The sequence below is a fragment of the Streptomyces cyaneofuscatus genome, from assembly GCF_000718135.1.
In the GTDB taxonomy this organism is placed as follows: Bacteria; Actinomycetota; Actinomycetes; order Streptomycetales; family Streptomycetaceae; genus Streptomyces; species Streptomyces cyaneofuscatus.
Map to the genome: position 1 here is coordinate 108,168 of NZ_JOEM01000017.1, position 25,994 is coordinate 134,161.

At 73.2% G+C, this 25,994-nt stretch carries 22 protein-coding genes; 11 read left to right on the top strand and 11 right to left on the bottom strand.

The window, feature by feature from the left end; translation table 11 throughout:
- Positions 1-243: 243 nt before the first annotated feature.
- The gene (gene pgfA / locus IF17_RS0126435; RefSeq protein WP_030570718.1) at positions 244-1,227 is read right to left on the bottom strand and encodes a cell envelope lipid trafficking protein PgfA; all 984 of its coding nucleotides are present in this window, start codon (positions 1,225-1,227) and stop codon (positions 244-246) included.
- A gap of 187 nt (positions 1,228-1,414) precedes the next feature.
- Between pgfA and IF17_RS1000000139345 the strand changes: the two genes are divergently transcribed.
- Together IF17_RS1000000139345 and IF17_RS0126445 are read left to right on the top strand one after the other, a co-directional pair.
- On the top strand, positions 1,415-1,567 hold the full coding sequence (locus IF17_RS1000000139345; protein ID WP_167344533.1) for a hypothetical protein: 153 nt from the start codon (positions 1,415-1,417) through the stop codon (positions 1,565-1,567).
- Positions 1,564-2,772 carry a PucR-like N-terminal domain-containing protein gene (locus tag IF17_RS0126445; RefSeq protein WP_030570721.1) on the top strand — a complete coding sequence of 403 codons (1,209 nt, stop codon included), beginning with the start codon at positions 1,564-1,566 and terminating at the stop codon, positions 2,770-2,772. Before IF17_RS1000000139345 ends, IF17_RS0126445 begins: the two co-directional genes overlap by 4 nt.
- Positions 2,773-2,795: 23 nt before the next feature.
- Here IF17_RS0126445 and IF17_RS0126450 read toward each other — a convergent pair whose 3' ends face one another.
- The 3 genes from IF17_RS0126450 to IF17_RS0126460 are packed head-to-tail and all read right to left on the bottom strand — an operon-like array spanning position 2,796 to position 6,396.
- Positions 2,796-3,581, bottom strand: coding sequence for a 3-oxoacyl-ACP reductase (locus IF17_RS0126450; protein ID WP_030570725.1), 786 nt, complete (start codon positions 3,579-3,581; stop codon positions 2,796-2,798).
- Between the two features lie 5 nt (positions 3,582-3,586).
- Entirely contained in the window at positions 3,587-4,981 is a 1,395-nt protein-coding gene (locus IF17_RS0126455) for an aldehyde dehydrogenase family protein (RefSeq protein ID WP_030570728.1), read from the bottom strand.
- A gap of 50 nt (positions 4,982-5,031) precedes the next feature.
- Positions 5,032-6,396, bottom strand: coding sequence for a glutamine synthetase family protein (locus tag IF17_RS0126460; RefSeq protein ID WP_030570732.1), 1,365 nt, complete (start codon positions 6,394-6,396; stop codon positions 5,032-5,034).
- Between the two features lie 136 nt (positions 6,397-6,532).
- Here IF17_RS0126460 and IF17_RS0126465 point away from each other — a divergent pair, with 136 nt between their 5' ends.
- The 3 genes from IF17_RS0126465 (at position 6,533) to IF17_RS0126475 (ending at position 9,676) form a co-directional block, all read left to right on the top strand.
- Positions 6,533-7,270, top strand: coding sequence for a FadR/GntR family transcriptional regulator (locus IF17_RS0126465; RefSeq protein ID WP_051884128.1), 738 nt, complete (start codon positions 6,533-6,535; stop codon positions 7,268-7,270).
- 159 nt (positions 7,271-7,429) lie between these two features.
- Complete coding sequence (gene eat, locus IF17_RS0126470; protein WP_030570738.1) at positions 7,430-8,899, top strand: ethanolamine permease; 1,470 nt, start codon at positions 7,430-7,432, stop codon at positions 8,897-8,899.
- A 51-nt stretch (positions 8,900-8,950) separates the two neighbouring features.
- Positions 8,951-9,676: a gamma-glutamyl-gamma-aminobutyrate hydrolase family protein gene (locus tag IF17_RS0126475; protein WP_030570741.1), complete on the top strand. Its 726-nt coding sequence runs from the start codon at positions 8,951-8,953 to the stop codon at positions 9,674-9,676.
- Here IF17_RS0126475 and IF17_RS0126480 read toward each other — a convergent pair.
- The 3 genes from IF17_RS0126480 to IF17_RS0126490 form a co-directional block, all read right to left on the bottom strand.
- Positions 9,647-10,468, bottom strand: a complete 822-nt coding sequence (locus IF17_RS0126480; RefSeq protein WP_030570744.1) for a hypothetical protein — start codon at positions 10,466-10,468, stop codon at positions 9,647-9,649. The two genes, IF17_RS0126475 and IF17_RS0126480, sit on opposite strands and share 30 nt — an antisense overlap.
- Before the next feature lie 84 nt (positions 10,469-10,552).
- On the bottom strand, positions 10,553-11,134 hold the full coding sequence (locus IF17_RS0126485; protein WP_026242192.1) for a TerD family protein: 582 nt from the start codon (positions 11,132-11,134) through the stop codon (positions 10,553-10,555).
- Positions 11,135-11,204: 70 nt separating this feature from the next.
- A complete protein-coding gene (locus IF17_RS0126490) occupies positions 11,205-11,780 on the bottom strand; it encodes a TerD family protein (RefSeq protein WP_030570747.1) in 576 nt (191 codons plus the stop codon).
- Positions 11,781-11,986: 206 nt separating this feature from the next.
- Between IF17_RS0126490 and IF17_RS0126495 the strand changes: the two genes are divergently transcribed.
- Both IF17_RS0126495 and IF17_RS0126500 read left to right on the top strand, forming a co-directional pair.
- Positions 11,987-12,472: a BlaI/MecI/CopY family transcriptional regulator gene (locus IF17_RS0126495; RefSeq protein ID WP_030570750.1), complete on the top strand. Its 486-nt coding sequence runs from the start codon at positions 11,987-11,989 to the stop codon at positions 12,470-12,472.
- A 2-nt stretch (positions 12,473-12,474) separates the two neighbouring features.
- Positions 12,475-13,413 carry a M56 family metallopeptidase gene (locus IF17_RS0126500; RefSeq protein ID WP_030570753.1) on the top strand — a complete coding sequence of 313 codons (939 nt, stop codon included), beginning with the start codon at positions 12,475-12,477 and terminating at the stop codon, positions 13,411-13,413.
- Between the two features lie 25 nt (positions 13,414-13,438).
- Here IF17_RS0126500 and IF17_RS0126505 read toward each other — a convergent pair whose 3' ends face one another.
- The 3 genes from IF17_RS0126505 to IF17_RS0126515 all read right to left on the bottom strand — a co-directional run bounded on the left by IF17_RS0126505 (position 13,439) and on the right by IF17_RS0126515 (position 16,435).
- Positions 13,439-13,663 (bottom strand): twin-arginine translocase TatA/TatE family subunit, encoded by a 225-nt coding sequence (locus IF17_RS0126505; RefSeq protein ID WP_030570756.1) that lies wholly within the window; start codon positions 13,661-13,663, stop codon positions 13,439-13,441.
- Positions 13,664-13,776: 113 nt separating this feature from the next.
- A complete protein-coding gene (locus tag IF17_RS0126510) occupies positions 13,777-14,931 on the bottom strand; it encodes a winged helix DNA-binding domain-containing protein (protein ID WP_030570759.1) in 1,155 nt (384 codons plus the stop codon).
- Between the two features lie 157 nt (positions 14,932-15,088).
- On the bottom strand, positions 15,089-16,435 hold the full coding sequence (locus IF17_RS0126515; RefSeq protein WP_030570761.1) for a geranylgeranyl reductase family protein: 1,347 nt from the start codon (positions 16,433-16,435) through the stop codon (positions 15,089-15,091).
- Positions 16,436-16,587: 152 nt separating this feature from the next.
- Between IF17_RS0126515 and IF17_RS0126520 the strand changes: the two genes are divergently transcribed.
- Entirely contained in the window at positions 16,588-21,432 is a 4,845-nt protein-coding gene (locus IF17_RS0126520) for a HEAT repeat domain-containing protein (RefSeq protein WP_030570763.1), read from the top strand.
- A gap of 36 nt (positions 21,433-21,468) precedes the next feature.
- Here the strand turns inward: IF17_RS0126520 and IF17_RS0126525 are convergent, their stop codons facing one another.
- Positions 21,469-22,056, bottom strand: coding sequence for a DNA polymerase ligase N-terminal domain-containing protein (locus IF17_RS0126525; RefSeq protein WP_030570765.1), 588 nt, complete (start codon positions 22,054-22,056; stop codon positions 21,469-21,471).
- Between the two features lie 305 nt (positions 22,057-22,361).
- On the opposite strand from IF17_RS0126525, the gene IF17_RS0126530 reads away from it, so the two are divergent.
- The 3 genes from IF17_RS0126530 (at position 22,362) to IF17_RS0126540 (ending at position 25,994) form a co-directional block, all read left to right on the top strand.
- Positions 22,362-23,273, top strand: a complete 912-nt coding sequence (locus IF17_RS0126530) for a glycoside hydrolase family 16 protein (protein WP_030570767.1) — start codon at positions 22,362-22,364, stop codon at positions 23,271-23,273.
- Positions 23,274-23,457: 184 nt separating this feature from the next.
- Complete coding sequence (locus IF17_RS0126535; protein WP_030570769.1) at positions 23,458-24,894, top strand: chitinase; 1,437 nt, start codon at positions 23,458-23,460, stop codon at positions 24,892-24,894.
- Between the two features lie 107 nt (positions 24,895-25,001).
- The gene (locus tag IF17_RS0126540; protein ID WP_030570772.1) at positions 25,002-25,994 is read left to right on the top strand and encodes an aldo/keto reductase; all 993 of its coding nucleotides are present in this window, start codon (positions 25,002-25,004) and stop codon (positions 25,992-25,994) included.

A 25,994-nucleotide genomic window follows, 5' to 3' on the forward strand; every position in this document is an offset into this window, starting at 1 on the left:
ACGGAGAAGGGACGGAGAGGGATGGAGAGGGGTGGAGACGGGTGAAGAAGGGACGGACGAAAAGGGAGGGGCTGGGGCACTACGGGAGCGGGACGAGCGGATTCGGGTACGGAAACGGAGAACGCGGCTGTGGGGCGCGCGAACAAGGGATGAGAGACCGGGGGCCGTGCTGTGGTGGGGATAGACAGTTTTCGGTACGGCTACGCCCCCGGCTACTCACCGATGCGACAACTTGCCGGTAACTCAGGTGGGCGAGTTCGTCATCATGTGAGTATTCGGGGCTTCCGGCTCCGTTCTGCGGCCCCGAATGACGAGCACGATGCCCACGGTCGCGAGCACGAGACCCAGTCCGACCGCCCCGGCCGGCGCGGTCCCGGACAGCAGGGCCAGCCGGTCGCTGTCCGCGGAAGCCAGCTCGACCTGCTTGAGCTGGGTCTCCTTGGTGAACTCGACCCGCTTGCTCTCCAGCAGCGTGACGGCGTCCTTCTTCGAGCCCGGCGCGCGCAGCGTCTTCTTCGGGCCGATCGCCGCGTTCATGATGCGGCCGGTGCGCCGGTCCACGACGAGCTCGATGCCGCTGTTGGAGTACCACTCCTCGGCGAGGATCTGCGGTGTACGGGGCTTGCCCACGAGCACGCCCGGCACCTGGCGCACGCCGGTGCGGGTCGGCTCGACCGTGCCCTTGAACACGTACCCCTCGTACCCCTGCACCTTCTTCTTGCCGGCGTAGTCGAGCCGGACGACGCCGCCGAGGGTGCCGTCCCACCAGCGGTAAGCACGTCTTTCGACATCGAAGGGGAACTTCAGATAGGCCTCCCCGTCGAAGGTCGGCTTCTCCTCGCAGCAGTGGACCGGCTCATTGGTGGTCCGGTCGGTCACCCAGCGCTCCATGGTCCACTGGAGGGCGTCGCGCGGGTCGGAGGCGGGCAAGGTGCCCTCGTGGTCGACAGAGGTGGAGACGTCCCACACGGCGTTGCCGCTCTTGACGCTGTCGGCCACGTCCCCGCGCACCTGGCGGGTGATCGTGATCTCCTTGCCCTCGACCGTCTCGACCTTCGAGGTGTCGAAGTAGCTGCCGGTCCCGGTGAAGACCGTGGTCGTATCGATATCTATCGGGGTGCGCTTCGCCTGCGGCTGGACATACCAGACGAGCAGGGGCGCGAGAACGAGCAGAAAGACCCCTGCACCCAGCAGAAATAGTGACAGAGGTGAAGCATTGCGGCGCATCCGGGCACTCCTGGGTCGAATCTCTTCGCGGGAGGTGCACGGGCCCCGGGCCGGTCAGCCCTTGATTGGCGTGAACAGTAAGCAAGGCCTTGACGGCATGTCAATGGACTGTCGACACTGTGTGCCAGCCGGAGGGGCCCGGCCATCACGGAGCAGGGATCGACTCCAGCAAGGAGCTGACCCGATCATGCGCAGACTCATCGCCGCCGCTGCCACCACCCTGGTGGCCGCAGCGCTCGCCTTCGGTGCCGCCTTCGGCATCGTGGCCCTGCTCGGCGCCACACCCGAGCAGCCGAACACACCGCTGATCAGTTACGACACCGGTCCGGCCGGCTCGTGACGCCTCGCGCCTGGCAGGAGGTGCCCCGGTCGAAGGTGGAGCGGTTCTCCTCCATCGCCTTGGCCGAGGCCCCCGAGATCGCCCAGAAGATCCTCACCGAGATCCGGCAGGACTACCCCTACCTCCAGCTCGTGGAGGACGAGTCCGGTGAGCCGATGGCCCTGGTCGGCATCCGCCGCGCCATCGAGGGCTTCGTACGCCACCTCGCCTCCGGCGCCGCCGACCCCCGGGTGCCGCCGGAGGTGTTCCAGGAGTTCGGCCGGGGCGAGGGGCTGCACGGCCGCAGCCTCGACTCGCTCCAGGCCGTCTACCGGCTCGGGGTCCGGCTCACCTGGCGCAGGTTCGCCGAGATCGGCCAGCAGGTCGACATCGCCGCGCCCGCCATGTACGAGCTGGCCGAATCGGGATTCGAGTATCTGGACGGCCTCGTGGAACAGTCGGTCCTGGGCTACGCCGAGGCGGCGGCCCGCCGCGCCAGTGAGCGGCTGCGCCTCCAGCGCCAGCTCATCGACCTCCTGCTGGTGGAGCCCCGCGGCGATTCGGCCAGGACGCTCGCCGAGCGGGCCGCCCGCGTCGGCTGGGAGCTGCCGGAGACCATCGCGGTGGGCGTGCTGATGCGCCCCGCCCGGGAGGCCGTGGCCCCGGCGGTGGGTCAGGGGATCCTGCTGGAGATGGAGAGCGAGCAGCCGCGCATCGTCATCCCCGACCCGGAGACGGCGGGCCGGGCGGACACCCTGCGCCGGGCCACCGCCGGCTGGTCCGGCGCGATCGGCCCGTCGGTGCCGCTGGCCGCGGCGGCGACCTCCCTGCGCTGGGCGGAGACCGCGGTCCAGCTGATCAAGAAGAACCTGCTGCCGCAGGGCGAGGTGCTGCACTGCACCGAGCGCACGGAGGAGCTGGTGCTCCTGCCGTCCCGGGAGCTGATCGACGCGGCCGCCCGCCGCTGCCTCGCCCCGCTGGACGGCCTCGGCCCGACCGCGGCGAAGCGGCTGGCCGAGACCCTGCTCGCCTGGATCGAGACGCCCGGCGGAGCGCCCGAGGTGGCCCAGCGGCTCGGCATCCACCCGCAGACGGCGCGCTACCGGCTGCGCCAGATCCGCGAGCTGTGGGGCGCCGCGATCGACGACCCCGACCAGCGCTTCGAGATGCTGCTGGTGCTCCGTTCGCAGCGGCTCAGAGGGGCCTTGGCGCAGGGGGCCGAGTAGCGACCCCCTGCGCGTGCGGATCCCTAGACCGGGGTGACGTACGCCCCGGCGATCCCGCCGTCCACCAGGAAGTCCGTCGCGTTGACGAACGAGGAGTCGTCGCTCGCCAGGAACGCCACGGCGGCGGCGATCTCGGTCGGCTCGGCGAACCGGCCGACCGGGATGTGCACAAGACGCCGCGCCGCCCGCTCCGGGTCCTTGGCGAACAGCTCCTGGAGCAGCGGGGTGTTGACCGGCCCCGGGCAGAGCGCGTTGACGCGGATGCCGTCCCGCGCGAACTGCACCCCCAGCTCACGCGACATCGCCAGCACCCCGCCCTTGGACGCGGTGTACGAGATCTGCGAGGTCGCCGCCCCCATCCGGGCCACGAACGAGGCCGTGTTGATGATCGAGCCCCGGCCCTGGGCGCGCATGTACGGGATGGCCGCCTTGCAGCACAGGAAGACCGAGGTCAGGTTGACCTCCTGCACCCGGCGCCAGGCCTCCAGGCCGGTGTCCAGGATCGAGTCGTCGTCGGGCGGCGAGATTCCCGCGTTGTTGAACGCGATGTCGACCGAACCGTAGGTGTCGAACGCCGCCTTGAAGAGCGCCTCGACCTCCTCGGCGTCGGTGACGTCGGTACGGACGAAGAGCCCGCCCGCCTCCTCGGCGGCGGCCTTGCCGCTCACCTCGTCCACATCGGCGCAGACGACATGGGCGCCCTCGGCGGCCAGCCGCCGCACGGTGGCCAGGCCGATGCCGCTGCCGGCTCCGGTGACGACGGCGGTGCGGCCGACCAGGCGGCGGCAGACAGGGGAAGTGTCGGTCATGGTGCTCAGGCCTCCGTGCTGATGAAGATGTTCTTGGTTTCGGTGAAGGCGGCCAGGGCGTCGGGCCCGAGCTCACGGCCCAGCCCCGACTGCTTGTAGCCGCCGAAGGGGGTCGAGTAGCGCACGCTGGAGTGCGAGTTGACGGAGAGGTTGCCCGCGCGCAGGCCTTGGCCGACGCGGAGGGCGCGCCCGATGTCCCGGGACCAGACGGATCCGGCCAGCCCGTAGTCGGTGGCGTTCGCCAGGTGCAGGGCGTCCTCCTCGCCGTCGAACGGCAGGACCACCGCGACCGGCCCGAAGACCTCCTCGACGGCCACCGGAGCATCGGCCGCCACCCCCGCGAGCACGGTCGGCGGATACCAGAACCCGGGCCCCTCCGGGGAGTTGCCGAGGATGGCCCGTACGCCGTCGGCTTCCCGCACACCGTCGGTGAAGCCCCGCACCCGGTTCAGCTGGGCGGCCGAGATCAGCGGGCCCATCTGCGTCTTCTCGTCGGCCGGGTCGCCCACCACCACGGCGGCCACCGCCGGGCCGAGCAGCTCCAGGAACCGGTCGTACACGGACCGCTCCACCAGGATCCGGGTGCGGGCGCAGCAGTCCTGGCCCGCGTTGTCGAGGAACGACATCGGGGTGGCCGCCGCCGCTGCCTCCACATCGGCGTCGGCGAAGACGATGTTCGGGCTCTTGCCGCCGAGTTCGAGGGTGAGGCGCTTCACGCGCTCCGCGCACCGGGTCATGATGTGCTTCCCGGTCCGGGTGGAGCCGGTGAACACGATCTTCGCGACGCCCGGGTGCTCCACCAGGGCGCTCCCGGCCACCGGGCCCTCGCCGGGCAGCACTTGGAACAGCCCCTCGGGAAGGCCTGCTTCCAGGGCGAGTTCGGCCAGCCGCAGAGCGGTCAGCGGGGTGGTCTCGGCCGGCTTGAGGAGGACGGCGTTGCCCGCGGCGAGCGCGGGGGCCAGACCCCAGGCGGCGATCGGCATCGGGAAGTTCCAGGGCGCGATGACCCCGATGACGCCGAGCGGTTCCAGGATCGTGAAGTCGATGCCGCCCGCCACCGGGATCTGCCGGCCGAGCAGCCGCTCCGCGCCGCCCGCGCTGTAGTCGAGGAGGTCGCGGACGTTGCCCGCCTCCCACCGGGCGTTGCCGATGGTGTGACCGGCCTGCCGGACCTCCAACTGGGCCAGTTCCTCGATGTGTTCGTCGACCACGGCGGCGAAGCGGCGCAGCAGCCTGGCCCGGTCGGCGGGCGCTGCGGCCGCCCAGGGGCGCTGCGCGGCGGCGGCGCGGTGGACGGCCGCGTCCACGTCGGCGGCCGAGGCGGCGGGCACGGTGGCGATGACCTCGGCGGTCGCCGGGTTCAGGACGTCCAGGGCGGACGCTGCGGGGTGCTGTGACACGTACGGACCTCGATCAGGGAAGCAGGGGGTGGTCGGAGGCGTTCTCGTGGTCAGAGGCGTTCGAAGGAGCGGCGCAGCTCCCAGTCGGTCACCGCGGAGTCGTACGCGGTGAGTTCGACCTTCGCCATGTTCAGGTAGTGCGCGACGACCTCCTCGCCGAACGCCTCCTTCGCGATGGGGCTGGCCTCCCACAGCTCGGCCGCCTCGCGCAGGGTCGTCGGCACCTGGTCGTACGCGGCGGTGTAGGCGTTGCCCGTACACGCTTCCGGCAACGGCAGCCGGTGCTCGACCCCGTACAGACCGGCGGCGACCAGTCCGGCCACGGCCAGGTGCGGGTTGACGTCGCCGCCGGGCAGCCGGTTCTCGAAGCGCATCGAGCGGCCGTGGCCGACGACCCGTAGGGCGCAGGTGCGGTTGTCGACGCCCCAGGCGACGGCGGTGGGGGCGAAGGAGCCCGGCTGGAAACGCTTGTAGGAGTTGATGTTGGGCGCGTAGAGGAGGGAGAAGTCGCGCAGGGCGGCGAGCTGGCCGGCCAGGAAGTGGCGCATCAGCTCGGACATGCCGTCCGGACCGTCGCCGGCCATCACGTTCTCGCCGTTCTCGTCGGTGAGCGAGAGATGGATGTGGCAGGAGTTGCCCTCGTTCTGGTCGTACTTGGCCATGAAGGTGAGCGAGACACCCTCCTGGGCCGCGATCTCCTTGGCGCCCGTCTTGTAGACGGCGTGCTGGTCGCAGGTGGTCAGCGCCTCGTCGTAACGGAAGACGATCTCGTGCTGCCCGGGATTGCACTCGCCCTTGGCGGACTCGACGGTCAGCCCGGCCTGCTGCATCTCGTTGCGGATGCGGCGCAGCAGCGGTTCGATGCGGCCGGTGCCGAGGATGGAGTAGTCGATGTTGTACTGGTTGGCCGGGGTCAGCCCACGGTAGTCGCGGTCCCAGGCCTCCTCGTAACTGTCCCGGAAGACGATGAACTCCAGCTCCGTGCCGACCTGCGCCGTGTAACCGAGCGCGGCCAGCCGGTCCAGCTGGCGGCGGAGGATTTGGCGCGGCGCGGCCACGACGGGGCTGCCGTCGTGCCAGGCGAGGTCGGCGATCAGGAGCGCGGTGCCCTCGTGCCAGGGGACCGGGCGGAGCGTGGCGGGGTCGGGGACCATGCCGAAGTCGCCGTAGCCGTTCTCCCACGACGACATCGCGTAACCGTCGACGGTCCGCATCTCGGTGTCCACGGCCAGCAGGTAGTTGCAGCCCTCGGTACCGTGCTCCAGCACCTCGTCGAGGAAGAAACCGGCTGCGAACCGCTTCCCCTGGAGCCGACCCTGCATATCGGGGAAGGCCAGCACCACGGTGTCTATCGACCCGTCCGCGACGCGTGAGCGGAGCTCGTCGACGGTGAGCGGGGGTGTGCGGTCTGCCACGGGATTCCTCCTTGGGTGAACCGGGAGGCTTAAGGTATGACAGAGAACCATTGATTGGGAAGGGAATCCGCGAGTGGTCACCAGAGGGAGAACCGACGGCACCCGTCCGGTGGCGGCGGACGGTGTCCCGGACGCCGTGGGCGAGGACGCGACAGGCGGGGAGGGCTCCGCGGCTCCGGTCTCCGTCCTGCGCCCCGTCCGCGCGGGCAACGGCTTCGAGGAGACCCTGGAGCAGGTCCTGCAACTGCTCCGCCTCGGCCTGGTCCCGCCCGGCGACCGGCTGCCCGCCGAGCGCGAGCTGGCCCAGCACCTGGGGGTCAGCCGGGTGACCCTGCGCGAGGTGCTCAAGGTCCTCCAGGACCAGGGCATGGTGGAGAGCCGGCGCGGCCGCTACGGCGGAACGTTCGTCCTGCCGCGCGCCGCCGCGGCCGACGGCAGCGACGAGCTGCGGCGCCGGGTGGCGGCCGTCGACGTGGAGGACACCCTGCGCTTCCGCGAGGTGCTGGAGACCGGGGCGGCCGGGCTCTGCGCCGACGGGCTCGCGGACGGCGGGGCGGCCCGGCTGCGGGCGGCCCTCGAAGCCACCCAGGGCGCCCGCCTGGAGGACTACCGCCGCAGGGACACCCTGCTCCACCTCACCCTCGCCGAACTCTCCGGCTCCCGCTCGCTCGCGGCGCAGTACGCCTCCGTACGCGCCACCCTCAACGAACTCCTGGACTGCATCCCGCTGCTGGTGCGCAACCTGGAGCACTCCCAGCAGCAGCACGCGGCCGTCGTCGAGGCCGTGCTCGACCGGGACGCGGAGGCGGCGCGCGAGATGATGCGCGAACACTGCGCCGGGACGGCGGCGCTGCTGCGGGGCTTCCTGGCCTGAAATCCACGGGGGTCGGTTTTGAGCGGCCCGGGACGCATCCGTAACCACTCTTTAACGCAGGCCCCTTGCCTTTCGCGCCGACGTTCCACAAAGGTGTGCCGACGAACCTTTGATCGAAGCAGTTCCATCGACGACGTCGACAGAGATCTGGAGCGCCTCATGGCTCAGGGAACCGAAACACCTGCCGGACCACCCGATTCCACGAGCCCGGGGGCGACCGGCTCGGCCGCGTACCTGCGCCGCCGGACCCTGAGGCGCGGCAGCGCGGGGTGGCTGCTGCTGACCGGACTCGGCGTCGCCTATGTCGTCTCCGGCGACTTCTCGGGCTGGAACATCGGCCTCTCCAAGGGCGGCTTCGGCGGACTCGCCGTCGCCATGGTCCTCATGGGCGTCATGTACGCCTGTCTGGTCTTCGCACTGGCCGAACTCTCCGCCATCCTGCCGACCGCGGGCGGCGGTTACGGCTTCGCCCGGCGCGCGCTCGGCACCGGGGGCGGCTTCCTCACCGGCACGGCCATCCTCATCGAGTACATCCTCGCCCCCGCCGCCATCTCCCTCTTCATCGGCGACTACGTCGAATCGCTCGGCCTGTTCGGGCTGACCTCCGGCTGGCCGGTCTACCTCGCCTGCTTCGCGATCTTCATCGGCATCCACCTCTGGGGCGTCGGCGAGGCCCTCCGCTTCAGCCTGGTCGTGACGGCGATCGCGGTCGCCGCCCTGCTGATCTTCGCCGTCGGCGCGTTCACGGAGTTCGACGCGGGCCGCCTCAACGACATCCCGGCCGACCCCAGCGCCTTCGGTTCCAACTCCTGGCTGCCGTACGGGCTCCTCGGCATCTGGGCGGCGTTCCCGTTCGGCATGTGGTTCTTCCTCGGGGTGGAGGGCGTACCGCTCGCCGCCGAGGAGGCCAAGGACCCGGTCCGCTCGATGCCGAAGGCGCTGGCCATCTCGCTCGCCGTGCTGGTCTTCCTGGCGCTCATCACCTTCGTCTCCGCCACCGGCGCCCAGGGCGCCAACGCCATCAAGGAGGCCGGGAACCCGCTCGTGGTCGCCCTCCAGGGCGACGGCGAGCCGACCGCCCTGAGCCGCTTCGTCAACTACGCGGGCCTCGCGGGGCTCGTCGCCTCCTTCTTCTCCCTGATCTTCGCGGGCTCCCGCCAGCTCTTCGCCCTCTCCCGGGCGGGCTATCTGCCGCGCTTCCTCTCCCTCACCAACCGCCGCAAGTCCCCCTACCTCGGCCTGCTCATCCCCGGCGTCATCGGCTTCACCCTGGCCGCCTGGAGCGGCAACGGCGGCCGGATGCTCAACGTCGCCGTCTTCGGGGCCACCATCAGCTACGCCCTGATGGCCCTGTCCCACATCGTGCTGCGCCGCCGGGAGCCGGACCTGCCCCGGCCCTACCGCACCCCCGGCGGCGCGCGCACCTCGGGTGTCGCCTTCGTTCTGGCATGCTCGGCGCTGGTGGCGACCTTCCTGGTGGACCGGGACGCGGCGTTCATCGCACTCGCTGTGTACGCGGTGGCGCTCGCCTACTTCGCCTTCTACAGCCGCCACCGGCTGGTCGCGGCGGCCCCGGAGGAGGAATTCGCCGCACTCGCGGCGGCGGAGGCGGAACTCAAGCGCGACTGACCGCCCCGCACCGTCGTCGATCCGTAACGAGTCAACCGAAGGAGCCGTTCCATGTCCCGGCCCGTCATCGGCATCAGCACCTACCAGGACCCGGCCCGCTGGGGTGTCTGGGAGATGCCCGCGGTGCTCCTGCCCGCCGCCTACCCCCGGCTGGTCCGGGCGGCGGGCGGACTCGCGGTGCTGCTGCCGCCGGACGAGGCCGCGGACGCGGCCCGGGAGACCGTGGCCGCCCTGGACGGGGTGGTGATCGCCGGGGGAGCGGACGTCGAGCCGTCCCGCTACGGCGCCGCTCCCGACCCTCGTACGGGGCCTCCGGCCCGCGAGCGTGACGCCTGGGAACTCGCCCTGATCGAGGCGGCGATCGAGCTGCGCGTCCCCCTGCTGGGCATCTGCCGGGGCATGCAACTGCTGAACGTCGCCCTCGGCGGCACCCTGCACCAGCACCTGGACGGTCACACCGGCGGCCACGCCGTCTTCGGCGGCCACCCGGTGGACCCCGTGCCCGGTACGGCGTACGCGGCGGCCGTCCCCGAGCAGACCACGGTGCCCGCCTACCACCACCAGGCCGTCGACCGCCTGGGCACCGGCCTGATCGCCTCCGCCCACGCCCCCGACGGAACGGTGGAGGCGCTGGAACTCCCCGACCACGAGAGCCTGGTGCTCGGGGTGCAGTGGCACCCGGAGATGGGCGACGACCCCCGCGTCATGGCCGCCCTCGTCGAGGCGGCCCGCCACCGCTCGCGCGTATCAGCGCCGGGTGTCGGGCAGCTGGGGTGATCCGGCGCCCGGACTGCCGTGACCGGGCCCGGAGAAGCCCGGGCCGGTGAAGTCGGGGCGGGTGAAGTCGGGGCGGGAGAAGTCAGGCCGGGTGTGGTCGGGCCGGGTGTGGTCGGGGCCTGCGAAGGCCGGCGGGGTGAAGCGCGGGCCGCCGGGTGCCGCCGCCGCTCTTCCCGCCTCGGCGAGTTCCCCGAGCAGGAACGGGCGGATCGCCTTGTCCCGCAGGGCGGTGCGCCAGGTCTCCCGGGCGCGGTCCAGGTCGGCCGAACGGTCCACCCCCGGCGGTGAGCCGGGCGCCGGCCGGCGGGCGGCGGTGCGGTAGACGGCGACGAGGCTGATCAGGGAGGTGGCGGCCGCGATGGCCAGACTGATCCAGCCGACCCGGACGAGGGTGTCGGCCAGGGCCGCCATGCTGTCGGTCAGGCGGAGCCCGTACCCCAGCAGGAGGAAGGTCGCCCCCGCGACGGCGGCCAGGATCGGGGTCAGCACCCCGAGGACCGCCAGGGCACCGGCGCCCGGCCGCTCCTGGTGCCCCGGCCCCGACAGGGGAGCGGGACCGCCGTCGCCGCGCCGGCCGTGCGACGCGCGCCGCAGGGCCGCGTACGCCCGGTACTCCGCAGCGGCGGCCGGAGCCGTACGCCCCACCGCGGCCAGGGCCCGGATCCGCAACCGGCCGCCGCTGACGCCGGATTCCTCCAGCAACCGCTGGAACTCCGCCGACGCGAGCACCTCGTCGACCACTTCCGCGTAGGCGGATCTGTCCTCGTCCCCGAGCGGGGAAGGCCTGCCCATACTGTCCCTCTGTCGATATGTCGCTGTGTCGCTGCGGAGGCCGCAGGTTCCCGTGGGCTTCCTGCGGCCCCGGAGCCGTCGTGGCTACAGGTGCTGGGCGACGGCGGGCATGAGGTCCTGGAACGTACGCCCGTCGGCCGCGGCGCCGATCGCGGTCATCTGCCACCCCGAACCGGCCCGCTGGACCTTGGCCATGATCTGCGCGGTGTGCCGCCCGCCGCCGGTCAGCGTGTACCGCGCGAGCTCCTGGCCGGTGCTCTCGTCGACCAGACGGCAGAAAGCGGCCTCGACCTCCTCGAAGGTCTGGCCGGTGAACGAGTTGACCGTGAAGATGATCTGGTCGACGTGGACGGGCACGCGCCGCAGGTCGACGACGATCGACTCGTCGTCGCCGCCCTCGCCCGCACCGCCGACCCGGTTGTCACCCGTGTGCTGGACCGAACCGTCGTCGCTGGTGAGGTGCTGGAAGAAGACCACGTCCTGCGGGTCCTTGCCCGCGAAGAGCACGGCCGAGGCGTCCAGGTCGATGTCGCGGGCGGTCAGCCGGGCCAGGAAGCCCTTGCGGGGCGCGGACTTCCAGCCCAGCCCCATCCGTACGACCCCGAGTTCGCCGCCGCCGGACTTGGTGAGGCTGACCTGCTGGCCCTTGGAGAGGTTGATCGTCATGGCTTCCGCCTTCGCTGTTGCGGTGAGGTGAGGTCAGGTGAGATGAGTGTGTCCGGGCGGCGGGGCGGGGTCAGAGACCCACGCCGAAGTCGGCGACGATGCCGCTCAGCCCGGAGGCGTAACCCTGCCCGACCGCACGGAACTTCCACTCGGCGCCGTGCCGGTACAGCTCGCCGAAGACCATCGCCGTCTCGGTGGAGGCGTCCTCGCTGAGGTCGTAACGGGCGATCTCCGCGCCGCCCGCCTGGTTGACCACACGGATGTAGGCGTTGCGGACCTGGCCGAAGCTCTGGCCGCGCCCCTCCGCCTCGTGGATCGAGACGGGGAACACGATCTTGGCGACGGTACCCGGCACGGCGGAGAGGTCGACCTTGACGATCTCGTCGTCCCCCTCGCCCTCGCCGGTGAGGTTGTCGCCGGTGTGCTCGACCGAACCGTCCGGGCTCTTGAGGTTGTTGTAGAAGACGAAGTGCGCGTCGGAGAGGACCTTGCCCGACTCGTCGCAGAGCAGCGCGCTCGCGTCGAGGTCGTAGTCCGTGCCGGTGGTCGTGCGGACGTCCCAGCCGAGGCCGACGAGGATCGCGGTCAGCCCCGGAGCCTCCTTGGTCAGCGAGACATTTCCGCCCTTGGCCAGACTCACGCCCATGGTGTTCTCCCTCTGTGTGGTGACGGTGCAGACACTCTGCGGCACCGCCATAAAATCTACAACACTGTAGATTTTATAGGGCAGGTGGGAAGGGGTCGTAGGTGTCACCGGAGGGCCGGTGGCTGGATACGATTTCCCGGTCGCCCGGCAGATGAACGGCAGGGACCGGGCGGCTGAGCGAAGCAGGACGAGAGGGGGGCCGGACGGTGGACACCGAAGGAGCCGGTGGCGAACGGGAAACGCCCGCCCGCAGGCGGGGCCAGGGCGAGCTGGAGGCCCAGGTGCTGTCCGTGCTGGGCGAGGCGACCGAACCGGTGACCGCCGCCTGGGTGCTGGAACGGCTCGGCAGCGGCCTGTCGTACAGCACCGTCATCACGATCCTCACCCGCCTGCACGCCAAGCAGGCCGTCACCCGGACCGGGCGGGGGCGCCCGGTCCTGTGGCAGCCCGTGGCGAACGAGGCCGGCCTCGCCGCGCTGCGGATGCGCAGCCTCCTCGACAAGCAGAGGGACCGGGACGCGGTGCTCGCCGGCTTCGTCTCCGTCCTGTCGGCGGACGACGAGGAGCTGCTGCGCTCGCTGCTCGCGGAGAGCGAGCCCGGGGGCGGCGGCGCGCCGGGGAGCGGCCCCGGCACTGGACCCGATGGGCCTGGTGGGCCTGGCGCAGCGCCCACGGACCGGCCGGAGGGCTGACGATGGGCGTCTTCGTGTATCTGCCTCTGGTCCTGCCCCTCACCGCGCTGCCGATCGCGCGGCTGGCCGAGCAGCACCTGCATCCACGGAGAGCCGCACGCCTGCTGACCACCGTCGCCGTGATCCTCGCCTCCTGCAGCCTGGTCTGTCTCGGGCTGCTGGTGGTGGTCGGCACCGCGCAGCTGCCCGGCAACCCGCTGCCCGACGGCTGGTCCGACGAGGAGGTGCGGGAGGCCGTCCCGCACGACGCCTTCGCCGGCAAGGCCTCCATCCTGGCGCTCGTCGCCGTCACGATGGCCTGCGGGTTCACCGTCCACCGCCACTACCGCTTCCGCGCCCGCGCCCACCGCACCCTCGCCGGCCTGCCGGGCGGCGGCGACCTCGCCGTGCTCCCCGACGACGTGCCGTACGCCTACGCGCTGCCCGGTTCGCCGGGCCGGGTGATGGTCTCCACCGCCATGCTCGCCGCCCTGGACCCGGCGGAGCGCCGGGCGCTGCTCGCCCACGAACGCGCCCACCTGGACGGCCGCCACCACCGGCTGCTGCTCGCGACCCGGCTGGCCGGGTGCGTCAACCCGCTGCTGCGGCCCCTCCAGGCGGCCCTCGTCTACTCCACCGAGCGCTGGGCGGACGAGGAGGCGGCCCGGGTCACGGGCGACCGCCGGCTGACGGCCCGTGCGGTCGGCAAGGCGGCGCTCATCTCCGCCCCGGGCCCCCGGGCCGCGGCCGTGGCGGGCTTCGCCGCCGCGGGCCCGGTGCCGCGCCGGGTGGCCGCGCTGCTGGGCCCGGTGCCACCGGACCGGGGCTGGCCGCCCGCGCTCACCCCGGCCGGCGCCGCCGCGTTCGTCGCCGCCGCCGGGACGACCGTCTCCGCGCTCTCCGCGCTCAACGCGGCCGTCGCGCTCTTCCTCGTACTGGAGGCGGCGACGACGCCGCTGTAACCCCTGCGGGACCTCAGGGAGTGTTTCAGGGAGTGGTGTCCCGCTCGGTCGTCTCCCCGCGGATCACGCGGGGAGCGGACGGGGACGGGCCGCCGCCCTCGCTCCTGCCCTCGTCCTTGAGCGCCTGCTTCTCGCTCTTGAGGATGCGCGCGGCCTTCCCTGCTGACCGCACGAGATCGGGGAGCCGTTTCACGGCCAGCACCGCCACGATGACCAGGAGAAGGATGGTGAGCTCGCCGATCCCGAACATGGCTGCTGCTTTCTCTGGGCGGACGTGACGAGAAGTCATCCGGATCCCCTGACGGGCGGCCGGCAGAGTGCAATCTACAGGGCTGTAGAGCACTCGTTCCCCGGGTTCCCGGATCAGGCTGATCCGGGCAACACCCGCGCGGTGGCGTCCGGGAGGCGGCTCCACCAGTGGCCGTAGCGCCGGTAGACCTCCGGTTCACGGCCGGCGAGGAACCCCACCAGCGACCGGGCCTCGGCGGCGAGCCCCTCCCAGACCTCCTCGGCCAGGGGGTGGAACGCGGTCGCCTCGATGCCCCCGGCGACCGGGCGCCAGATCCCGGCCACGTACCCGTCGACCAGCAGCGTCGGCAGCACATCGCCGTTCGCGCGGATCACGGTCCTGCGGTACGCCTCCGGGAGGACCCGGCCGCGATCCGCGTACGCCAGCAGGACGCTGTCCCACATCGCCATCAGCCGGGGCGGTGCCGGCTCCGCCCCGTCCGGCCGCGGAGCCCCCGGCAGGTCGAACAACTCCACGCCCTCCGGCCCCTCCAGCCGCTCCAGACCCTCGGCAAGGTCCGCCAGCGCCGCCCGCGCCCGGGCCCGCGTGACCATGGCGAACTGCGCCACGTCCGCGACCGAGGCGGGCCCGAACCCCGAGAGGTAGCGCAGGACCAGCGTGCGCAGGGACGCGGCCGACGCCTCCGGATCGGTCCGTACGGGACCGGTCCGGGGCGCGATGTAGGAGGGGCGGTGGCCGAACGACCAGGGCGGGGCGGTGGGTGCGTGGAGCAGCGGCGTGTACTGCCGCAGCCCCCACCACGCCCCGTCCTGCGGCGGCGTCCCCAGCTGCTCGCCCAGCCAGGCCTCGCACTCGGCGGTGGTCCGGGGCCGGTCCGCGAACTCCAGCAGCCGGGGGACCAGCGCGTCGGCGTCCGCCGCCGTCAGCCCGGACGCGGTGAAGCGGCTGCCCAGCCGGGAGGCGCGCACCACCGGGTGCATGGCCTCCCGGAAGGCCGGGTGGTCGTCGGCGTGCACGGCGTGGAGAGTGAGCCGCATCATGGTCGCCTTGACCACGCGGTGGTCCGTGAACGCGGTGTCGAGTCCGGCCGGGTCGAAGGCGGTGAGCCGGTTCCACAGCGCGACGTACGGCGAGGCCGGCTGCTGGGCCTGGAGCGCGACCACACGACGTACGCCCTCGGCGGCGTCCAGCGGCTCGCGCCGCAGCAGCAACTGCCGGGCCAGCGTGGAGCGGTTGAGCCCTCGCGCGGTGATCCTCGTGCCCGTCATCGGTGCGTTCCTCCGGTGGTCGTCCGCGATCCGTCCCCCGCCCGCCGTGCGGCCGTGGGGGCGGCGAACGACGAAACCGTACGCCGCCGGTCCCGTCGGCCGGACGGCGCGGTCCGGGGCCGACTCCGGGCGGGGGACCGCCGGGACGGCGGACACGTCACCGCGCTGCTCTCCTGAGCCGCCCGGGGGCGCGTCCCGGCCGGGGTGCCGGGACGATGCGGAACGCGGTGTTGAGGACATGGTCGATCACATCGCGCGAGGGCTTGTCCGTGAGGTCGGTGAGGAGCCGGGCCAGGGTGTTCAGGAGGAACGGCGAGTTCATGACGTACCGGTTGAGCACGGGCTGGAATCCCGAGCGGCTGAAGACCACGTCGGCGGCCGCGTTGCCCAGGCGGTAGTAGCGGCCCCAGCGGCGGTTCATCTCCACCGGGTAGCCGCGCAGCACCTGTTCGCGGCGAGCGCCCTCGGGGTGGGCCAGGGCGAGTGCCGCCGTCTCCGCGGCGACCTCGCCCGCCTCCAGGGCCTGGCCGATACCTTCGCCGTTCCACGGGCTGACCATGCCGCCGGAGTCGCCGACCAGCAGAAGCCCCCGCGCGTACAGCGGATGGCGGTTGAAGCCGAGGGGCAGTGCGGCGCTGCGGACCGGGCCCTCGGCGTTCTCCTCGCGCAGCCCCCACTCCTCGGGGGTCCGGTCCAGCCACTGGTCCAGGGTGGCCCGCAGGTCGGCCTTGCCGTGCCGGCGGTGGGGGAGCGCCCCGAGGCCTACGTTGACCCGGCCGTCGCCCATTGGGAAGATCCAGCCGTACCCGGGGAGGTACGGTCCCCCGTCGGGGAAGCGGAGGTCGGCCCAGAGCTCCAGGTACTCCTCCCGCGAGCGCTCCGGGCTGCGGTAGTAGCGGCGGGCCGCCGTGGCGATCTGCCGCCCGGGGTCCCGCTCCAGACCGAGCGCCAGGGCGAGCCGGGCGGAGGCCCCGTCGGCGGCGACGACGACCGGCGCGCGGAAATCCACCGGCCCCGGGGCGTCCGGCGTGTCCGAGGTCGCGCTGACCCCGGTGACCCGGCCCGCCCGGTCCGTCAGCGGCCGCTCCGCCTTCCAGCCGCTGTACAGCCGCGCCCCGGCCGCCACCGCGTGGTGCGCCAGGATGTCGTCGAAGTCGTGGCGGCTGCGGGAGAGCCCGAAGTCCGGGTAGCGGCCCAGCGCGGGCCAGTCGATGTGCACCCGGTGCTTCCCGGCCACCCAGCGCATCCCGCGCGAACGCGTCCACCCCGGCGCGGAGATGTCGACGCCCATCCGGATCAGCTGGTGCACCGCGCGCGGGGTGAGGCCGTCGCCGCACACCTTCTCCCGGGGGAAGCGGGCCTTCTCCAGCAGGATCACGTCCACACCCGCCCGGGCCAGGTGGTACGCGGCCGACGAGCCGGCCGGGCCCGCCCCCACCACGATCACCTGGGCGTCCTCGCCCGCGCGCCCGCCCGCCGCCGGATCCGCTGACATCTCCCGCATCACAACCCTTCTCGCCTGCTCACGGACGGCCGGTGCTCCGCCGTGGGTGGTGGCCCCGGTGGACGAACATCATCGGCCAGGAGGGGCCGCAGCGGAACCAGGCCTCGGGCCTGCCCGGCCCGCCCGACAAGCCCTGTGTCTACGATCCCCGGGTGACCACACCTCCGCAGGAGCTCATCGAGGCCGCCCTCGCCCGCGCCGACGCCGGTCTCCTCGCCCGGCACCTCGACGCCCGGACCTGCGCCCCGGAGCTGCTCGGCCGACTGGTCCGCCACCCCGACCCCCGCGTACGCCATCTCGGCCTCGCCCTCCTCACCGAGCGCACGAGCGCCCCGGCCACCGCCGCCCGTTCTGAATCCGGCTCCGGTCGCGGTTCCGACTCCGGCTCCGCTTCTGGTCAACAGGAGCTGCTCGTCAGTCTGTTGCCCGACTCCTCGGGGGCGACGCCTGAGGAGTCCCTCGCCCTGGCGGAGCTCCACGGGCGGCTGCGGACCGAGCCGGACCGGCCCCGACGGCCGCTGCCCGACTGGCGTGCGGCCGGGTGGCCCGCCCGCGTACAAATCGCCTGGCTGCGGGCCGAACTGCTCGCCGATCCCGCCGTCGTCTTCACGGAACCGGCCGGAGAGCTCCTCTACCAGGCCGTCCGCGCCACCGATGTCCTGGACGCGCACCACCCCGAGCGGCTCGTCGCCGGGCTCGCCGCCACCGGGAACCCGGTGCTCCAGGACGAGGCGCTGCGCCTGGCCCGAGCCGGACTGCACGCCGGCCTCCTCGCCCCGGCTGTCGTGCGCGGGCTGCTGGTCCGGCTGCTCGGCGCCCCCGACGCCGGGGTGGTGGGGGCCGCGCTGCGCGAACTGGCCGAGCCCTGGGCGGTGGTGGTGCCGCTGGACGCGTCGGTGATGGGTGAGCACCTCTCCGGTGGCGGCCACGGTGACGCGACCGGGTCCGACTCCCTTGGCGCCGCCGCCCTCACCACCGCCGCCCGGCACGGCCACCGCGACCTGCTCCTGCGCACCGCCGGTGACGAGGCGGCGGACCCCGCCCTGCGGCGGCGGGCCGTGGAACTCCTCGGCGGTCTCGCGGAACGTACCGACATCGGCCGCCTCCTGGCCCTGGCCGCCCGCGACCCGCTGCTGTTCGCCGGGCCCGTACTGACCTGCCTGGGCGGCCTGCACCGGCGCGGCCACTTCCCGTCGGCGCCGGACGTCGTACCGGTCCTCGGCCTCGCCCTGGCCGACCACACACAGCCCGCCGAGGACGTCGCCACCATCCTCCACACCTGCCGCCGCCCGTTCTTCGACGCCCTCCTCGACGCACCGCTCACCGCTCCCGACTGGCCGCGCCGCCTGGACCTCCTGGTCGCGCTGGCCGGTCAGGGCGCGGCCGACATCCCGGTCGGCGAGGCCGTGGCCCGGCTCCTGCCGGCCGCTCCCGCCCCGGGCCCGTTCCTCGACGCGATCCGGGTCCTGCGCCCCGTGGACGCCGAGGAAGCCGTGCTGGCCCTGCTGCCCACGGCCCCCGTCGAGGCACTGGCCGCGCTGGAGGCGATCGGCGGCGAGCGTACGGAGGCGGCGCTCGCCCTGGGGCTCGGCGTGGGGGAGTACGGAAGTGACGTGGCCCGGTACGCCCCCTGGGCGGCGGAGGGGGAGCCGGGAGCCGCGCCGACCCCCGTGCCGGCTGTACCCGGCCCGGGGATCGCGCCCGCCCTGCGTGCCGTACGCGGCCGGGCGCTGGAACTCCTGTGGCACCTCACCACCGACCCCGACCGGCGTCGGCGCCTCCTCGCCCGGCTCGACCCCACCGACCTGCCGCCCCGCATCGCGGCCGACCTCGGCGCCCCCGACGAGCAGGAACTCGCCGTCCTGCGCTCCCGCCCGGACGAGGCCGACCCCGTGGCCGCGCTCCGCCGGATCACCGAACACGCGGGGGCGGGCACGTCGACCCTCGTCGCCGACCTCCTCCTGCGCGTCGTGCGCGACCTCGCCGCGGACCGGGAACCCGCTCCCGCCCCGGACCGGCGCCACAGGTCACGCGAGGACGGACCGCGCCCGGACGGGGAGCCGGAGCTCCCCGACGCCGTACTGGACGCGATCCAGGCCCTCGGGCGCCGCCTGTACGCGCGCCGGCGGGTCCGGCCCGTCTGCCTGCTGGACGCCCCGGACGCCCACGGCGCGGGCCACGCGCTCCTCGCCACGACGCTGCTCGACCTGCTGGACAGGCCCGCAACGACCGCCGCCGAACAGGCCGTGCTGCTCAAGGCGTTGCTCCGGATCCCCGCCACCGCGCACACCCGGCCCCGCGTCCACCGCCTGCTGCGCAGCCGAGACCCGCAGGTACGCAAGCACGTCATCGCCCTGCTGGCCCACGACACCTCGGGGACCGACGCGCGGGCCCTGTCGGCGACGCTGCTCCCGCTCACCGCGTCGCCCGACATCCGGACCGTACGGCAGGCGCTCCTGGCGCTCGGGGCGGCGCGGGCCGACTGGGCGGCCGAGCCGGTCGCCGCCTGCCTCGGCCACCCGAACATGAACATCCGGAAGACCGCCGCCGGGACCCTGGCCCACGCGGGCGGGCCGGAGGCCGTGCCGCACCTCCTGCGGCGGCTCGGCCGCGACGACAACCCGGGCCTGCGGGACGCGCTGAAGCGGGCGCTGCGGGCCGTGCTCGGTGAGGCGTACGCGGCCACCCTCCTTTCCGCCGCCGAGGAGAGCCGGGACGAGCGGGCCCGCCGGCTGCTGCTGGCGGGCCTCGACGGCATACCGTCGGTGCGTTCGGTGCTCGCCCTGCACACCCAGGGATCACCGGTCGCGCCCGCTCTGCTGACGCTCGTCGCCGACGGCCGTGTCCGCCTCTCCTCGGGCTCCGTCCATGACCTGGCGGAACCGCTGGCCGGGCTGGGGCTCCCGGTTCCACCGCACACCCCGGCCGGGCGGCCGGACGTGGCCGACCGGGAGGTGGAGGCGCTGGTGCGCGGCGGTTGGGACCCGTCGCTCGCCCTGCGCATCGCGCGCCGCCCCGAGCCGCCGGATTCCGCCCTGGCCCGCGAACTCACTTCGCTCCGCCTCCAGTTGAACCGCTGGCTCGCCCTCGCCGACAGCTCCGGACCGGCGGCGCTCCGGGCCCGCCTGCTGTGGTGCGCGCTGCGGCTGTGCCCGGCGCCGTGGTCGGCGGATGAGGTGGCGGTGCTCGGCCGGTACGCGGGGGTGGTGACCGACGCGTTCGAGGAGGCCGTGAGTGGAGGAGGGCCGGAGGAGCTGGCGGGGGAGCTGCTGGACGTCCTGGACGCGGTGGTCCCGGCGCTGTCCGCCGTGCGGCGGTTCACCGTCGTGGAGCAACTGCGCGCGCACCGGCGGGTGTTCCCCGCCTCTCCGGCCCTGACGCTCTCCCTGCTCCGACGGTGCGGAGCCGTGCTGGTCCGTGCCGACGTCGACCGGGCGCTCGCCGCCGCCCACCTGGGCCCCGATCCCTGGCGGACCGCACCGGGCGTGCTGCGCGAGGCCTTCGGCGTAACGGAGGGGGAAGCCACCGGGCTGTCCGCCGACGGGCATGGCGCGTTGCTGGAGGCGGTGTTGCGGGATGCGGTACGGACTCCCGGCGCGCTGGCGGAGTTCCGGCGCGGCGGCATCGACGGGGCCTTCAAGAGTGCACCCGGCGCTCGCCGCTCCCGGCAACTGCTGCACGCGCTCATCGACGCCTACCCGGCCGCCGGACCCGACGTACGCGCTCCGCTCCTCGACTGGATGACCGCGCTCCAGCCGCTCGACGCACCGCCGTGGACCGTCGCCGAGACCCGGTCGGCCCGAACTCCCCGCGTACAGGCCCGGGTTCGGCCAGGCGATCCGGACGGGCCGCACTCCGCCGCCAGGCAGCCTCGGCTCCTGGCCCTGCTGGAGGCCGACGACCCGGACGACCGGAACGCCGCCGCCCGGGCGCTCGGCGGACGGCCCGAGCCGGAGGTGGCGCTCGCCGTCGTCCGGGCGTACCTGCGCGGCCGCGTCGACCAGCTGCCCGACGCCGGGGTCGACTGCCTGGCCCGTACGCCGGCGGGCCTCGGAGTGGCGGAGCTGGGCGCCCAAGGGGTGCTGCCGGAAAGGGCGTTGAGCTGTGCGGGGCGCCTGCGCCCCTGGGCCCTGCCGCCGCTCGTCCCGATGCTGCTCGACCGGTGGCAGCACGGCCCGCCCGCCGTGCACACGGCCGCCCGTACGGTGCTGGACCGGGTTCCCGCCGACGTACTGGCGCACCTGCTGGGCCCGCGCGTCGAGGCGGGCGCCCACGGTCTCCTGGAGTTGCTGGCGGGCCGGCCCCTGCTGCGAACGCCCGAACTGGACCGCGTACGGCGCCGGTTGCGCGACGAGGGCCGCGATGCCCTGGCCGACCGCCTCGTCCTCGTGGCAGGCCCCCTGCGCGGGCCGGACGCCGAGGCCGAGGACGCCGCCGCGCTGGACGCCCTGCGCGCACCCGCCCCGGGCGCTCCGGCAGCGCGGGCCCACCTACCGGCCCTGCCGGAGCTGCTGGACCTGGCCCGCAGGGGGACGCCGGAACAGACCCGCCGCGCTCTCGGCCGCCTCGTCGAGGAGCACCCGCCGACACCGGGCGGCGAGCCGGACCCGGCCCTCGACGCCGTGATCGAGGAGCTGCTGCGCCACCCGCGAGCCGGGGTGCGCCTGCACGCCCACCGGGCCTCGCGCGCCCTCTTCGACCGGGCCGGCCACGCCCGGTCCACGGTGATCCTGCTCTCCGACCCGCTGCCGGACGTGGTGCGGATGGCGGTGAGGACCCTCGGCCGGGCCTCGTGGGAGCCCGCCCTGCCGGAGCTGGTCCGCCTCCTCCAGCACCCGAAGCCGGTCGTCCGCAGCGCCGCGCGGGAGGCGGTCGCCGGCTTCGGCCCGGCGGCCGCCCCGGCACTGCGCCGGGCGGCGGCCCACGCGCGCCCCGACCGGCGGTCGCTCTACACGGACCTCCTCTCCCAGGTGGCGGAGACCGGCAGGAGCACCTAGGGCGTGTCCGGCGGATCTTGACCGGGTCGGGGTGTCTCAGTCCCCGTCCTCCCGGGCCGCCGCCACCGCGACCTGGTGCAGCGTCCGTCCCGTACGGGCGGAGCGGGCGTGGTACGGGTCCGGTGAGCCGGGCCGGTCGCGCACGGCGAGGCGGTCGTTGGCCTTGATCAGCAGCCACGCCTCCTGGCCGCCGCTCTCCGGCTCGTCGCCCACCCGGAAGCGGGTGAGCGCGAACTCGCCGTGCAGTTTGGACCCGTGGAGCCAGAACGTGGCATGGCCGAGAGCGAGGGACTCCGCGAAGGGGACCGTGTCACCCTCCCCGTCGTGGCCGAGCGGCTCGTACGTGCCCTGGTCCCAGACGATCACCGTGCCGCTGCCTGACTCGCCCTGCGGGATGACCCCCTCGAACTCGCGGTACTCCAGAGGGTGGTCCTCCGTCTCGACGGCCAGACGCCGGTCGCTCGGATTCTCCGAGGGGCCGCGGGGGACCGCCCAGGACTTGAGTGCGCCGTCGACCTCCAGGCGGAAGTCGAAGTGCATGCGCCGCGCGTCATGGATCTGCACGACGAAATGAGGCCGCGGTACGCCGTCGAAACGGGGCCGCGGTACGCCGTCGTTCCGCATGCCGTGCTCCCTCCGCCCGCACCGCCCGGTCCCGCCGCGCTGTCCGGTGCAGCTCGGCCGCGCCGCCGGGTCGGTAACTCCTACTCTGCCGCTGCCCGGAGGGAACCGCACGGCGAGCCTCGCCGCGTTCAGTCGCATATGCCTTCGGCATGGTCCGTTCGCTCTCCGGTCTGGACCAGGTTATTGACGGCTCCTGCGGCACTCCCTTAAATCAAGAATTGAAATATGCACCCGAGGTGATCGCCCCAACCGTTCACCTCTCGGTGTCGATCTGTCATGCACATGTCCCCCCACGAAGCGAAGTGATGACCGTGCACCTCCCGCGCAACGCCGTACCCACCCGCTCCCGGCGCCGCCGCACCGCGCTCTACGCGGCCTCCCTGCTCTGCTGCTCGGCCCTCCTCGCCACCCTGCCCGGCGGAGCCTCCGCGGCCCCCGGATCCGCCCCCGGATCTGCCCCCGCCCCCGTCCCGGCGGCCGTCTCCTTCGAGGACAACTTCGACGGCCCGGCCGGCGCGGCGGTCGACGGCTCCAAGTGGCAGCTGGAGACCGGCGACAACGTCAACAACCACGAGCGGCAGTTCTACACCGGGGGCAACGACAACGCCGCCCTCGACGGCCAGGGCAACCTGGTGATCACCGCCCGCAAGGAGAACCCCGGCAACTACCAGTGCTGGTACGGAACCTGCGAGTACACCTCGGCCCGGCTCAACACGGCCGGCAAGTTCGCCGCCGCCTACGGACACGTCGAGGCCCGCGTCAAGGTCCCGCGCGGCCAGGGCATGTGGCCCGCGTTCTGGATGCTGGGCGACGACTTCGGCAACGTCGGCTGGCCGCAGAGCGGCGAGATCGACGTGATGGAGAACGTCGGCTTCGAACCCGGCACCGTCCACGGCACCCTGCACGGCCCCGGCTACTCCGGCGCCGACGGCATCGGTGCCGGCTACACGCTGCCGAACGGGGCCGCGTTCGCCGACGACTTCCACACCTTCGCCGTCGACTGGGCACCGGACTCCATCACCTGGTCCGTCGACGGCAACGTCTTCCAGCGGCGCACCCCCGCCGACCTGGGCGGCAAGGAGTGGGTGTTCAACAAGCCCTTCTTCCTCATCCTCAATCTCGCGGTCGGCGGCTACTGGCCCGGCGACCCCGACGGCTCCACCCCCTTCCCGTCGCAGCTCGTCGTCGACTACGTCCGCGTGACCACCAACGACTGACCGCCCGACGACTGTCGGCGGTCCGCACGGACGAGGGACGCGATCCGCCGGCTGCGGTGAACGCTGCGGTGAACGTTGCGGTGAACCAGGTGAATCAGCAGCCCCGGTGCCTGTGCGCGGGGTCCTCCACGCACAGGCACCGGCCCCCACCCCCCCCGCTCGACCCCCGACGGACGGAGACCCCATGACCGACACCCCGCCCCCGAGACCCGGAATCCTCGGGCGGCTCCGCAGGCTCCGCAGGCTCCACAGGCTCCGCCGGCTCGCCCTGCCGGGCCTGTCGCTCATCGCCATGGCCGCGTTCCTGAGCCCGGGCGCACCCGCGAACGCCGTCGAGATCGCCGCGGTCGGGCAGATCACCGGCATCGGCGGCAAGTGCGTCGACGTGGCCGGCGCCTCCTCGGCCAACGGCACCGCCGTCCAGCTCTACGACTGCAACGGCACGGGCGCTCAGCAGTGGGACGTCCGCTCCGACGGCACCGTCCGCGCCCTCGGCAAGTGCCTCGACGCCAAGGACGGGGCCACCGCCAACGGCACCCCCGTCCAGCTCTGGGACTGCAACGGCACCGCCGCCCAGCGATGGGGCATCTCCGCCGCCCGCGACATCGTCTCCGTCGCCGCCGACAAGTGCCTCGACGCCACCGGCAACAGCTCCGCCAACGGCACCCGCCTCCAGCTGTGGACCTGCACCGGCGCCGCCAACCAGAAGTGGACCGCCCCCGCGGGCGGCTCCGACCCTGACCCGGGCGGCCCCCCGATGGCCGTCGCGCCCTACCTCTACAACGGCTGGGGCAGCCCGCCCTCCCCGACGACCGTGATGAACGCGACCGGCGTCAAGTGGTTCACCCTCGCCTTCGTCCTCAGCAACGGCTACTGCAACCCCCAGTGGGACGGCGGCCGCCCGCTCACCGGCGGCGTCGACCAGCAGACGATCAACACCGTGCGGGCCGCCGGCGGTGACGTGATCCCGTCGTTCGGCGGCTGGAGCGGCAACAAGCTGGAGAGCTCCTGCGGCAGCGCCGGCGAACTCGCCGCCGCCTACCAGAAGGTGATCAACGCGTACGGGCTCAAGGCCATCGACATCGACATCGAGGCGGCCGCCTACGACTCCCCGACCGTCCAGCAGCGCACGGTCGATGCCCTGCGGACGATCCGCGCCAACAACCCGGGCATCAAGCTCTACATCACCTTCGGCACCGGCCAGAACGGCCCCGACAGCAGCCTCATCAACCGGGCCGCCCAGGCCGGACTCACCATCGACAGCTGGACGATCATGCCGTTCAACTTCGGCGGCAACGGCCAGAACATGGGCACGCTCAGCGTCCGCGCCGCCGAAGGCCTCAAGACGGCCGTCAAGAACGCTTACGGCTACAGCGACGACCAGGCCTACCGGCACACCGGCATCTCCTCGATGAACGGCACCACCGACGTCGGCGAGACCATCACCGTCGCCGACTTCCGCACGATCCTCGCCTACGCGCAGCAGCGGCACCTAACCCGGCTGACCTTCTGGTCCGTCAACCGCGACCGCCCCTGCACCGGCGGCGGCGCCGACACCTGCTCCGGTGTCGGCCAGCAGCCGTGGGACTTCACCAGGGTCCTCGCGCAGTACCGGGGCTGACCCTGGCCCGCCCCTTCCGAGGGCGGCTCACAGACGGTGGACGGCGGCAGAGGTGCTCCTGCCGCCGCCCACCCCTTCCACCTCCACGACGTGAGAAGCGGAATAGCATGATCCTCATGGAACAGCGCACACTCGGCAGGACCGGCCGTGACGTATCGGTCGTCGGACAGGGCACCTGGCAGCTCGGGGGCGACTGGGGAGAGGTCGAGGAGAGCGACGCCTTCGACGTCCTCGACGCGGCCGTCGACTCCGGCGTCACCCTCTTCGACACCGCGGACGTGTACGGGGACGGCCGCAGCGAACAGCTCATCGGCCGCTACCTGAAGAACCGCCCCGACGCGGACATCTTCGTCGCCACCAAGATGGGCCGCCGCGCGGACCAGCTCCCGGAGAACTACGTCCTGGACAACTTCCTTACCTGGAACGACCGTTCCCGCGCCAACCTCGGCACCGACACCCTCGACCTCGTACAGCTGCACTGCCCGCCCACCGCCGTCTACTCCTCCGACGCCGTCTACGACGCCCTGGACACCCTGGTCGACGAGCAGCGGATCGCGGCCTACGCGGTGAGCGTCGAGACCTGTGCCGAGGCGCTGACCGCCATCGCCCGCCCCGGCGTCGCGAGCGTGCAGATCATCCTCAACCCGTTCCGCCTCAAGCCCCTGGACGAGGTCCTTCCGGCGGCGGCAGCGGCGGGCGTCGGCATCATCGCGCGCGTCCCGCTCGCCTCCGGGCTGCTCTCCGGCAAGTACACCAAGGACACGGTCTTCGGCCCCGACGACCACCGTACGTACAACCGGCACGGCGAGGCGTTCGACCAGGGCGAGACGTTCTCCGGCATCGACTACACGACCGGGATCGAGGCCGCCGCCGAGTTCGCCGAACTGGCTCCCGAGGGCGCCACCCCCGCGCAGACCGCGCTGCGCTGGATCATCCAGCAGCCGGGCGTGACCAGCGTGATCCCCGGCGCACGCTCGGTGGAACAGGCCCGCGCCAACGCGGCCGCCGCCGCCCTGCCGCCGCTGCCCCGGTCCACGCTGGACGCCGTACGGGAGCTGTACGACCGCTCCATCCGCGCGGAGGTCCACGGCCGCTGGTGA